At 49.6% G+C, this 11,359-nt stretch carries 10 protein-coding genes; 8 read left to right on the top strand and 2 right to left on the bottom strand.

From position 1 onward, the window contains the following. Nucleotides 1–11: 11 nt before the first annotated feature. Nucleotides 12–986 (top strand): signal peptidase I, encoded by a 975-nt coding sequence (gene lepB, locus M988_RS14855; protein WP_039187287.1) that lies wholly within the window; start codon nucleotides 12–14, stop codon nucleotides 984–986. Nucleotides 987–1,124: 138 nt separating this feature from the next. On the opposite strand, the gene M988_RS22875 is transcribed toward lepB, so the two are convergent. After that, nucleotides 1,125–1,262 carry a hypothetical protein gene (locus M988_RS22875; protein WP_156518182.1) on the bottom strand — a complete coding sequence of 46 codons (138 nt, stop codon included), beginning with the start codon at nucleotides 1,260–1,262 and terminating at the stop codon, nucleotides 1,125–1,127. A 21-nt stretch (nucleotides 1,263–1,283) separates the two neighbouring features. Between M988_RS22875 and rnc the strand changes: the two genes are divergently transcribed. The 5 genes from rnc (at nucleotide 1,284) to acpS (ending at nucleotide 4,850) form a co-directional block, all read left to right on the top strand. After that, a complete protein-coding gene (rnc, locus tag M988_RS14850) occupies nucleotides 1,284–1,964 on the top strand; it encodes a ribonuclease III (protein ID WP_008812639.1) in 681 nt (226 codons plus the stop codon). Continuing rightward, entirely contained in the window at nucleotides 1,961–2,866 is a 906-nt protein-coding gene (era, locus tag M988_RS14845; protein ID WP_064574731.1) for a GTPase Era, read from the top strand. Before rnc ends, era begins: the two co-directional genes overlap by 4 nt. A gap of 12 nt (nucleotides 2,867–2,878) precedes the next feature. Next, nucleotides 2,879–3,607: a DNA repair protein RecO gene (gene recO, locus M988_RS14840; RefSeq protein ID WP_064574727.1), complete on the top strand. Its 729-nt coding sequence runs from the start codon at nucleotides 2,879–2,881 to the stop codon at nucleotides 3,605–3,607. Between the two features lie 131 nt (nucleotides 3,608–3,738). Then, on the top strand, nucleotides 3,739–4,470 hold the full coding sequence (gene pdxJ, locus M988_RS14835; RefSeq protein WP_039187285.1) for a pyridoxine 5'-phosphate synthase: 732 nt from the start codon (nucleotides 3,739–3,741) through the stop codon (nucleotides 4,468–4,470). After that, on the top strand, nucleotides 4,470–4,850 hold the full coding sequence (acpS, locus tag M988_RS14830; RefSeq protein WP_004847188.1) for a holo-ACP synthase: 381 nt from the start codon (nucleotides 4,470–4,472) through the stop codon (nucleotides 4,848–4,850). Before pdxJ ends, acpS begins: the two co-directional genes overlap by 1 nt. A gap of 52 nt (nucleotides 4,851–4,902) precedes the next feature. Here acpS and barA read toward each other — a convergent pair whose 3' ends face one another. Next, entirely contained in the window at nucleotides 4,903–7,644 is a 2,742-nt protein-coding gene (barA, locus tag M988_RS14825) for a two-component sensor histidine kinase BarA (RefSeq protein WP_061060330.1), read from the bottom strand. A 76-nt stretch (nucleotides 7,645–7,720) separates the two neighbouring features. On the opposite strand from barA, the gene rlmD reads away from it, so the two are divergent. Together rlmD and relA are read left to right on the top strand one after the other, a co-directional pair. Continuing rightward, the gene (gene rlmD / locus M988_RS14820) at nucleotides 7,721–9,037 is read left to right on the top strand and encodes a 23S rRNA (uracil(1939)-C(5))-methyltransferase RlmD (protein WP_064574725.1); all 1,317 of its coding nucleotides are present in this window, start codon (nucleotides 7,721–7,723) and stop codon (nucleotides 9,035–9,037) included. 33 nt (nucleotides 9,038–9,070) lie between these two features. Then, nucleotides 9,071–11,314: a GTP diphosphokinase gene (relA, locus tag M988_RS14815; protein WP_064574723.1), complete on the top strand. Its 2,244-nt coding sequence runs from the start codon at nucleotides 9,071–9,073 to the stop codon at nucleotides 11,312–11,314. The last annotated feature ends 45 nt before the right edge of the window (nucleotides 11,315–11,359 follow it).

Genomic DNA, 11,359 nt, shown 5'->3' with positions numbered 1-11,359 from the left:
GAGTTATTGGCATGGCCAATATGTTTGCTTTAATTCTGGTGATTGCAACGCTAGTTACCGGGGTTATTTGGTGTATCGATCGCTTTAAGCTGGCTCCGGCGCGTCGGGCAAAAATCGAGGCGATTAACGCACAAACGGTTGAAGGCTTGGATAAACAGACGGCAAAGGATGTGGTGAAAGCTCCAGGTTGGATTGAAACCTGTGTGTCTGTTTTCCCTGTTTTGGCGCTGGTTCTGATTATCCGCTCATTTATTTATGAGCCATTCCAGATCCCATCGGGGTCAATGATGCCAACGTTATTGATCGGTGACTTTATTTTGGTCGAGAAATTCGCCTACGGAATTAAAGAGCCGATTGCGCAGCATACGATTATTCCGACCGGTCATCCGAAGCGTGGCGATATCGTGGTATTTAAATATCCGCTCGATCCTCGTTTGGATTATATTAAGCGCGCTATTGGTCTGCCAGGCGATAAGGTGACTTATGATCCTTATAGTAAAGAAGTGACGGTATATCCTGCCTGTCAAACGGGGCAAAGCTGCGATAAGCTGCTGCCAATTACCTACAGTGCGGCTGAGCCTAGCGAATGGGTACAGACTTTCGGTCAGATGGGAAATGGTGAAGCCAGCAGTGGCTTCTTCCAAGTTCCTTTGGACCAGAATGTTGAGAACGGCTATCGCATGAGTGAGCGCAAAGAGACGTTGGGCACGGTCACTCATCGTATCCTAACCGTACCTCAGGCGCAGGATATGATGTCTCGTTATTATCGCCAGCCGGGTCAGCCTCAGGGGGTTTGGGTTGTGCCTGAAGGTCATTACTTCATGATGGGGGATAACCGTGATAACAGCGCTGACAGCCGTTATTGGGGATTTGTCCCAGAGCAAAATCTGGTGGGTAAAGCCACGGCAATTTGGATGAGCTTTGAAAAGCAAGAAGGGCAATGGCCTACTGGCGTTCGCCTAAACCGCATTGGCGGTATCCACTAATTTCCTGCTCCTATTTCGAGCTGTAGGCCTTTGCTTGCAGCTCGAAACTTCGTCTAGATATAAAATAAGCGCCTAAACTTATTAGTTGTTGCGTTAATAGCAATGTAACTTCAAGTAATAGCGCATATTACCGCAGCATTATATTTTCAGTCGTTGTAGAATACCCATTCGAGCGATAAAAAGTTGGCTTCCGTCTGGGAGCCACTGCAAACGAAACAGCTTTGGATTGGCTAATGGCAAGCAGGCCTGTTCCGTATGCTGCGGTTTTTGACGCATTCTAGATCTATTTGGTATCTCATGAATCCCATCGTAACTAACCGGCTTCAAAAGAAGTTGGGCTATACTTTTCAACAGCAGGAGCTGTTATTGCAGGCATTGACTCATCGCAGTGCCAGCAGCAAACATAATGAACGTCTTGAGTTTCTGGGTGACTCAATTCTGAGTTTCGTTATTGCCAATGCGCTGTATCACCGCTTCCCGCGGGTTGATGAAGGCGACATGAGCCGTATGCGCGCTACTTTGGTGCGTGGAAATACGTTGGCTGAAATGGCACGCGAATTCGATTTGGGTGAGTGCCTGCGCCTTGGGCCGGGCGAGCTAAAAAGCGGCGGTTTCCGTCGTGAGTCTATTTTAGCCGATACCGTAGAAGCTCTGATTGGCGGCATTTTTCTGGATAGCGATATCCAAACGATTGAACGACTGATCTTGGATTGGTACCGTTCACGTCTGGATGAAATTAGTCCAGGTGATAAGCAAAAAGACCCTAAAACGCGCCTGCAAGAATTCTTGCAAGGACGCCACCTGCCGCTGCCATCTTATTTGGTTGTGCAGGTTCGTGGCGAAGCACACGATCAGGAATTTACTATTCACTGTCAGGTCAGCGGCCTGAGCGAACCGGTTATCGGTGTTGGCTCAAGTCGCCGTAAGGCCGAGCAGGCAGCCGCTGAACAAGCGCTGAAACAGCTGGAGCTTGAATGAGCGAAGAAACAACTTATTGCGGATTTATCGCCATCGTTGGTCGTCCCAACGTTGGCAAATCGACACTCCTGAACCAACTATTGGGGCAGAAGATTTCGATTACCTCGCGTAAGCCACAAACGACCCGTCACCGTATTATGGGGATCCACACCGAAGGGCCATATCAGGCTATCTACGTGGACACCCCGGGTCTGCATATTGAAGAAAAACGCGCCATCAACCGTTTGATGAACCGCGCAGCAAGCAGTTCTATCGGTGATGTCGAACTTGTCATTTTCGTGGTTGAAGGTACTCATTGGACTGCCGACGACGAAATGGTGGTGAATAAGCTACGCGATCTGAAAGCGCCAGTGATTTTAGCCATCAATAAAGTTGATAACGTTCAGGATAAGGCTGCTCTGCTGCCGCATATTCAGTTCCTGAGTGAGCAGATGAACTTTATGGACGTGGTTCCAATCTCTGCGGAGAAAGGCACTAACGTTGATACTATCGCGAACATCGTTCGTAAAAAACTGCCGGAAGCGATTCATCACTTCCCTGAAGAGTATATTACTGACCGTTCACAGCGCTTTATGGCCTCAGAAATCATCCGTGAAAAACTGATGCGCTTCTTAGGCGAAGAACTGCCGTATTCCGTCACCGTTGAAATTGAACGCTTCGTCTCGAACGACCGTGGCGGATACGATATCAATGGTCTGATTCTGGTTGAACGTGAAGGCCAGAAGAAGATGGTTATCGGTAATAAAGGCTCAAAGATCAAGACTATTGGTATCGAAGCTCGTCAAGACATGGAAGCCATGTTTGAAGCTAAGGTTCACCTTGAGCTGTGGGTTAAGGTGAAATCCGGTTGGGCAGACGACGAACGTGCGCTGCGCAGCTTGGGTTATGGTGAAGATCTCTAAGAGATCGCGCCTATGGAAGGTTGGCAACGCGCATTTGTTTTGCACGGGCGTCCTTACAGTGAAACCAGTCTTTTATTAGACCTGTTCACTGAAGGGCATGGACGTGTACGTCTGCTAGCAAAAGGCGCTCGCAGTAAACGTTCTAGCCTTAAAGGCGCGTTACAACCTTTCACTCCTCTTCTGGTTCGTTGGGGCGGCAAAGGGGAAGTCAAAACCCTGCGAAATGCCGAGCCTGTCTCTCTCGGACTACCGCTTACCGGCATTTCGCTGTATAGCGGCCTGTATGTCAATGAGCTGGTTTCTCGCGTTCTTGAACAAGAAACCAACTACTCTTCGTTATTCTTCGATTATCTCAACTGCCTACAAAATCTGGCGGCTACGGTTGGTTCTCCCGAACATACGCTGCGTGAGTTTGAACTCGCTCTGCTAGGCAATCTTGGCTATGGCATTGATTTTCTGCACTGTGCGGGCAGCGGTGAACCGGTATCAGATGATATGACCTACCGATATCGGGAAGAAAAAGGCTTTATTGCGAGTTTATTAGTCGATCAGCTCAGTTTTACCGGCCGAGACTTAAAAGCACTCGCTGAACGCCGTTTCCCCGATCCAATAACGCTGCGTGCGGCGAAGCGCTTTACGCGCATGGCGCTTAAGCCTTATCTGGGGGGAAAACCATTGAAAAGCCGTGAACTGTTTCGTCAGTTTGTGGGGAAACGCCCTGTCAAACCGACTTCTGCTTAAAATCTGACTGTCCCCTTCATCGTCATAATTCTGTCTGGTCTGTTCTCTCGAACTTAGGTGTACACTAGCTTACAGTGAACCGTATTCTGTCCGTTGTCTCTGACCTATAAGCTTTCTAATGAGGATTTGTCATGGCTGATTTACTGTTAGGCGTAAACATCGATCATATCGCAACACTGCGCAACGCGCGTGGGACTCAGTATCCTGACCCCGTTCAGGCCGCTTTTATTGCCGAACAGGCGGGGGCAGATGGCATTACCGTACATCTGCGCGAAGATCGTCGCCATATCACCGATCGTGATGTGCGTTTGCTGCGCCAAACCATTCAGACGCGCATGAATCTTGAGATGGCTGTTACCGACGAAATGATTGAGATCGCCTGCGAGCTGAAACCTCATTTTTGTTGCTTAGTTCCTGAAAAACGCCAGGAAGTGACAACCGAAGGCGGTTTAGACGTTGCTGGCCAATTGGACAAAATGACGGTTGCCGTTGAACGTCTAACCCAAGCTGGCATTTTGGTCTCTCTGTTTATCGATGCCGATCCGCGCCAGATTGAAGCGGCGGTTAGCGTCGGTGCCCCGTATATCGAAATTCACACAGGGGCTTACGCAGATGCAGAAAGTGATTTAAAACGTCAGGCTGAGTTCGAACGCATTGCTCATGCAGCGCGTTTTGCGAGCGAGCGCGGTTTAAAAGTGAACGCCGGTCATGGCCTGACCTATCACAACGTGTTGCCAATTGCGGCATTGCCCGAAATGCATGAGCTGAATATTGGTCACAGCATTATTGGGCGAGCGGTGATGAGCGGCTTGCCAGAGGCGGTTAGCGCCATGAAACAACTGATGCTGGAAGCGCGTCGCTAATGGCTGTTTTAGGCTTAGGTACCGATATTGTTGAAATTTCTCGAATTGAGGCGGTGGTTGCGCGCAGCGGCGATCAAATGGCAAAACGTGTGCTCGCCCCAGCTGAATGGGAGCAATACCTTTCTCATCAGCAGAAAATTCGCTATCTTGCCAAACGCTTTGCGGTGAAAGAAGCCGCCGCGAAGGCATTTGGCACGGGGATCCGCAACGGACTGGCCTTTGCCCAATTCGAGGTTTACAACGATGCGCTCGGTAAGCCCGTATTACGCTTACACGGCCGTGCAGCTGAGCTTGCACAAGAGATGGGGATTACCTCTATTCATGTCTCATTGGCCGACGAGCGGCGCTATGCCTGCGCTACGGTTATCGTTGAAGGATAATGAGATACTCTGGTATCCCCTTCGATCTTGGGGATACCTTTTCGCCAATATATCAATTGGCTAGCTTTTCCCTTGCCGCTTGCTCTACGTTTGCGATTTCGTCAAGCAACTCCATCCACTCAGGCTCTAGGTCACCCACGGCGATTTGATGGCGTAGTTGCTGTTCTATATAACGACATAACCGCTTCAGACGGGGTAAACCGCTGTAGCTACAGCTTCCATGTAATTTATGGATAACGTCTACAATAGAGGCGTCTTGATGACCGCTGAGTGCCGCTTCAACCTGCGTTTTTACCTGCGGCAGGAATTCCAGCAGCATCTGTAATAAATCACGGGCTAAATCTTCTTTGTTAGCCGCTTGTCTGAGCGCCATATCCCAATCAAGAGTGAGATCGCTATCGGCTTCTATTGCCGGCATTGATATCATTTCGTCTTGGATTTCAGGGCTACGGTAATAGCGTGCCAGCAGTTGGCGCAGCATATTTTCATCGATAGGTTTGGCCAGATAATCATCCATTCCGGCGCGAAGTAGGCGCTCACGCTCACCGTTAATCGCATGGGCGGTAACGGCAATAATCGGGGTATCGATATAACGTGGCAGTTTTCGAATCAGCTCGCTGGTACGGATGCCATCCATTTCTGGCATCTGTATATCCATTAGGATGATATCCAGTCGATGCTCCTTAGCTTTGGCAATAGCTTCTTCGCCGCTGTTGCAGAGAATGGTTTGCTCAACCAGTTCGCCAAGTAGGGCGCCAATAAGCTTCAGATTTGCTGGATTATCATCGACCGCCATCACGGAAAGCGGGAGACGCTCAGCATTGTGATCTATCACGACGGGAGCTCGCTTAGGCAGGCTGTTATCTAGCAGAATGGGCAGCAGCCGATTACTCGTTAGTGGTTTGGATAGGCAGCTTCGAATACCTCTCATTTTAAGCTCATCGCTATCTAGCAGCGTATGGCTGGGCATCGCCAGAATGACGCGATCGGCTAAAGAAAGGGCTTTTCGCAACTTTTCCTCCCCTTGTGAATCGTGCGAGGTAAAGTTAACTGGTAGACCAACGAGAAGAATATCGTAATGAGAGTCAGGAATAACCTGAGCGAGCAGCGGGCTATAGCTCACCTCGAGCGGTGTGGCCTGTAACAAATCCAATGTGCATTGCGCCGCCACAGGGTTTGATTCGATATACAGCAGCTTTTGCCCAGCCAACCGCTGCATAGGGAAATGGCTCTGCGGTGCATTATGGTTAAGCTCTAGCTGAATATGGAACCAGAAGGTGGAGCCTTTATTGGGTTGGCTATGGAAGCTAATATCGCCGCCCATTTCATTAACCAATTTTTGCGTAATGACCAAGCCTAAACCGGTTCCGCCGTGGCGACGAGAAATGCTGGCATCCGCCTGACGAAATGCTTGGAATAACTGTGATTGCTGGCGTTCTGAAATCCCTATACCGGTATCATGCACGAGCACTTCTAACTCAACCTGATGAGGCGTTGCGCTGCGTAGTTCAACGCGAATGTCGATATTGCCCTTCTCGGTAAATTTAATGGCATTGCCAAGGAGGTTAGTAAGGACTTGCTGTATACGCATTGGGTCGCCAATAACGTGCTCAGGAACGTCATTACGAATATTCAGCGTGAGTTCAATCCCTTTCTCGTGCGCGCTAGGGGCGAGCAGCACGGTGACTTCATCTACGGTCTCACGCAGCAGGAAAGGTATGTGTTCCAAAACCAACTTTCCGGCTTCCAGCTTCGAGAAGTCCAACACGTCGTTGATGATGGTAAGAAGATTGTTCGCAGATCGTTCTATGGTCTGTAAGTAATCGCTTTGCGTCGCATTGAGCGGTGTTTTGAGAACCTGACGAGTAAAGCCAATAACCCCGTTGAGCGGTGTACGCAACTCATGTGACATATTTGCCAGAAACTCGGATTTAATTCTTGCTGCTTCCTGTGCGCGCTTTTTGGCGAGATCCAATTCAACGTTTTGTATTTCCATCTGTTCCAGCGTTTCGCGCAGGTCTGACGTTGCCTGATCGATATTTTGCTGCATCTCTTCGTGGTAAGCCGTAAGCGACATCGCCATAGAGTTAATACCGTTCTTGAGCATATCAAGCTCGCCCAGCATGTGTCCTTCTACGCGGCTATCCAACTGCCCTCGTCGAATACGGTCAACGGTGTTAACCATATTACGAATTGGTCCGGTCACATCACGCATTAAGCGGTAGGCAAACAGCAGCGCGATACACATACATATCACCAGCAATAACGTGGCAACGAAGACCTCTTTGTATTGCTGTAAGCGCACAGAACGAAGATCCAGTTCGATGGCGATATAGCCAAGATGAGGGTTTTCGGCGCTGGTGGCATCAATGAATCGATCTTCAGAAATAATCGGTGTGCGTAGAATCAGCGAGTCCCCATGCTTAGACAGCATTAGGTCGTTCGGCATCGGCACCCCTTTGGGGAGCTGGAGCAGAGAATAGTTATGATGATAGTTCGAGGTGACGAACAGATCGTTGTTATCGTCAAACACCGCGATAGAGCGCACGATATCTGAATGGCGACGGTGTAATAACCCAATGAGCTGACGCACCGATTCGCGACTGCGGAAGGTCATGCCGTATTCGCTCGCGACAGCGAGGGGTTCTATGATACTGGAACCAGAATCAACCAACTGTCCTTGTAACTCATTGTATCTATGAACAACGAAGAAGGTACTGAGTAGCAAACCAATCAATAACGTGGGGGCTAGAATCAGTATCATCATGCGCGCGCGCAGGCTGTATTTGGTCATGTGGGTCCAATGTGGGAGAATTGGTGGCAGATATCATTCTTAGCAAAAGCTAAACCAAACAACGAATCGGCAGAACATGGCTCAATTTTACTCTCCGGGGCGCCGCATGGCGACCCGACAAACGATAACTGTGACGGCAAACGACCTTGACCCCTTTGGTCAGGGCGTGGCGCGCCACAACGGTAAGGCTATTTTCGTTCCAGGCCTTTTGCCCAGTGAGCAGGCTGAAGTCACCCTCACCGAAGATAAAAAGCAGTTTGCACGCGCTAAACTGAAGCGGTTACTCACTCGCAGCCCAGAGCGTGTTATGCCGCGCTGTCCTCATTTCGGCGTATGTGGTGGCTGCCAACAACAGCACGCCAGTGCTCCACTTCAGCAGCAAAGCAAATCAGCGTCTTTACAACGTCTCATTATCCGCGAAACCGAGGTAAATATCATACCAGAGTCAGTGATTAGCGGACCAGAATACGGCTATCGTCGCCGAGCGCGCTTAGGTTTGCAATTCTTATCCAAGCAACAGCAGCTGGTTATGGGATTTCGTCAGGCGGGATCTAACGATTTAGTTCCTGTAAAAGAATGCCCAATTTTGGTCCCCGCGCTGGCATCACTCTTGCAACCGCTGCAGGCGTGTTTGGCGGGTATGAAAGCGGTACGTCGGTTGGGGCATGTGGAATTAGTGCAAGCGGATAACGGCTGCGTATTGGTATTGCGACATCTTGAGGCACTGAAAGAGCAGGACTTAGCGCGATTGCACGATTTTGGTGCACAACATGATGTGATGATCTACCTTCAGGGCAACGAAGGTGAATTGGTTAAGTTGTGCGGTGAATCGCCGTTTTATCAGGTAGACGAGCTACGCTTATTTTTTAGCCCTCGAGATTTTATTCAGGTCAATGATGCGATTAATCAGCAGATGGTTGCACAGGCGTTGGAATGGCTGGATGTAAAATCTACCGATCGCGTTTTGGATTTGTTCTGCGGCATGGGTAACTTCACATTACCGTTAGCAAAACGCGCAAAACAGGTCGTTGGTGTAGAAGGTGTTGCTACGCTGGTGGAAAATGGTCTGTATAATGCTCATATTAATGCGCTGAATAATGTCGAATTCTTCCAGCACAATCTCGAGGATGACGTGACTCGCCAGCCATGGGCTAAACTTGGATTCGAAAAAGTATTGCTGGATCCTGCTCGTGCAGGGGCAACTGGTGTGATGACCCACATTGTAAAGCTGGCACCGGAAAAAGTGGTGTATGTTTCATGTAACCCCACCACGCTTGCGCGTGACAGCAAAGTTTTAATCGCCGCGGGCTATCGAATGGAACGCGTGCGAATGCTGGATATGTTTCCCCACACGGGGCATTTAGAGTCGATGGCGCTGTTTGTTGCGTCTTAATCGTCTCAAGTTGATGAGTAGAAGGGAGAGGATATGGTTGCGGTAAGAAGTGCCCATCTGAATACGGCTGGTGAATTTGCCCTCGATGAGTGGGTGAAGAGCCTGAATCTGTCGAACCAGCAGTCGTGTGAGCGTCTTTCTGCAACTTGGCGTTATTGTCAGCAAAAAACAGCCGATCATCCTGACGCCGCGCTATTGCTGTGGCGTGGGGTCGAGATGGTGGAAATCCTTTCTACGCTCAGTATGGATAACGATAGCATGCGTACTGCGCTGCTGTTTCCACTGGTGGAAGCCAAGGTTATTGACCGCGAGACGGTGGAAGAGGACTTCGGCAAAGAGATCACCAACCTCGTGCACGGCGTGCTGGAAATGGATGCCATTCGGGCGCTAAAAGCGACGCAGAATGACTCTGGTGCGTCTGAGCAAGTGGATAATATTCGCCGTATGTTGTTGGCGATGGTTGAAGATTTCCGCTGCGTGGTTATTAAGCTGGCAGAGCGTATCGCGCATCTACGTGAAGTGAAAGATGCCCCAGAAGAAGAGCGCGTTTTAGCCGCTAAAGAGTGTTTTAATATTTATGCGCCGCTGGCTAACCGCTTAGGTATCGGCCAGTTAAAATGGGAGCTAGAAGATTTCTGCTTCCGTTATCTTCATCCTGACGAGTACAAGAAAATAGCTAAGCTGTTGCATGAGCGCCGCATCGATCGCGAGCAGTTCATCGACAACTTTGTGGAAGCGCTGCGTAAAGAAATGGCCAAAGAGGGCGTAAAAGCCGAAATTTATGGCCGACCAAAGCATATCTATAGCATCTGGCGCAAAATGCAGAAAAAGGCGTTGGCGTTTGATGAGCTGTTTGACGTCCGTGCGGTGCGCATTGTGGTCGAGAGATTACAGGATTGCTACGCTGCATTAGGGATAGTGCATACTCACTATCGTCATTTGCCAAACGAGTTCGATGACTACGTGGCTAACCCAAAACCTAACGGCTATCAATCGATCCATACCGTCGTTTTAGGGCCGAGAGGGAAGACGCTGGAGATCCAGATCCGTACGCGTCAGATGCATGAAGATGCGGAGTTGGGTGTTGCGGCACACTGGAAATACAAAGAAGGACCTCAGGTTGCGGGGCGTTCTGGTTACGAAGGCCGTATTGCATGGCTGCGTAAACTGATTGCATGGCAAGAAGAGATGGCTGACTCCGGGGAAATGCTGGATGAGGTTCGTAGTCAGGTCTTCGACGACCGCGTATATGTGTTTACGCCAAAAGGTGACGTGGTTGATCTGCCGGCTGGCTCAACGCCGCTGGACTTTGCTTATCACATCCATAGCGATGTGGGACACCGCTGTATTGGTGCAAAAATAGGTGGGCGCATCGTACCCTTTACCTACCAGCTCCAAATGGGTGATCAGGTCGAAATCATCACCCAGAAACAGCCTAACCCAAGTCGTGATTGGTTAAACCCGAATCTTGGGTATGTCACAACCAGCCGTGGGCGGGCGAAAATCCACAACTGGTTCCGCAAGCAGGATCGCGATAAAAACATCCTTGCCGGACGTCAAATTCTTGATGATGAGTTAGAGCGCTTAGATATCAGTTTGAAAGAGGCGGAGAAGCTGCTGATCCCTCGCTATAACGTCAACTCAATGGATGAGGTATTGGCGGCAATCGGCGGTGGTGATATTCGCGTTAACCAAATGGTTAACTTCTTGCAGGGCAAAACTAACAAGCCAAGTGCAGAAGAAGCCGACCGTGAAGCGCTTAAGCAACTGACGCAAAAGGGTCAGTCTCAGTCGCGTAGTGATAAAAGTAGTGGGCGGGTGGTCGTTGAAGGGGTTGGCAACCTGATGCACCATATTGCGCGCTGCTGCCAGCCGATTCCAGGAGATGAAATCATTGGTTTCATCACTCAGGGGCGTGGCATTTCGATTCACCGTTCGGATTGCGACCAGCTTAACGAACTACGTTCACACGCGCCTGAACGTATCATTGATGCCGTTTGGGGTGAAAGCTACTCAAGTGGTTACTCTCTTGTGGTGCGTGTGATGGCTAACGACCGCAGCGGTTTACTGCGTGATATCACGACCATTCTGGCGAATGAGAAGGTCAATGTGTTAGGTGTAGCCAGCCGCAGCGATACCAAAAAACAGCTAGCTACAATAGATATGGACATCGAGATTTATAATCTACAGGTACTAAGCAGAGTGCTGGCTAAGCTTAACCAACTACCCGATGTCATTGATGCTAGACGTTTACATGGTGGGAAAGCGGATAAGTAATCCTGTGATAGGGCGGCATGGATGCCGCCTTATTTATATTAAGAT

Source organism: Hafnia paralvei ATCC 29927 (assembly GCF_001655005.1).
GTDB lineage: Bacteria > Pseudomonadota > Gammaproteobacteria > Enterobacterales > Enterobacteriaceae > Hafnia > Hafnia paralvei.
The sequence above is the reverse complement of the archived record's forward strand: the minus strand, read 5'-3'. Positions and strand labels throughout refer to the sequence as shown.

Bases quoted from the DNA above. Each gene is read 5' to 3' on its own strand.
- rnc (WP_008812639.1), top strand. From the start codon at position 1,284: ATGAATCCCATCGTAACTAACCGGCTTCAAAAGAAGTTGGGCTATACT.
- acpS (WP_004847188.1), top strand. From the start codon at position 4,470: ATGGCTGTTTTAGGCTTAGGTACCGATATTGTTGAAATTTCTCGAATT.
- era (WP_064574731.1), top strand. From the start codon at position 1,961: ATGAGCGAAGAAACAACTTATTGCGGATTTATCGCCATCGTTGGTCGT.
- relA (WP_064574723.1), top strand. From the start codon at position 9,071: ATGGTTGCGGTAAGAAGTGCCCATCTGAATACGGCTGGTGAATTTGCC.
- rlmD (WP_064574725.1), top strand. From the start codon at position 7,721: ATGGCTCAATTTTACTCTCCGGGGCGCCGCATGGCGACCCGACAAACG.
- recO (WP_064574727.1), top strand. From the start codon at position 2,879: ATGGAAGGTTGGCAACGCGCATTTGTTTTGCACGGGCGTCCTTACAGT.
- pdxJ (WP_039187285.1), top strand. From the start codon at position 3,739: ATGGCTGATTTACTGTTAGGCGTAAACATCGATCATATCGCAACACTG.
- lepB (WP_039187287.1), top strand. From the start codon at position 12: ATGGCCAATATGTTTGCTTTAATTCTGGTGATTGCAACGCTAGTTACC.
- barA (WP_061060330.1), bottom strand. From the start codon at position 7,644: ATGACCAAATACAGCCTGCGCGCGCGCATGATGATACTGATTCTAGCC.
- M988_RS22875 (WP_156518182.1), bottom strand. From the start codon at position 1,262: ATGCGTCAAAAACCGCAGCATACGGAACAGGCCTGCTTGCCATTAGCC.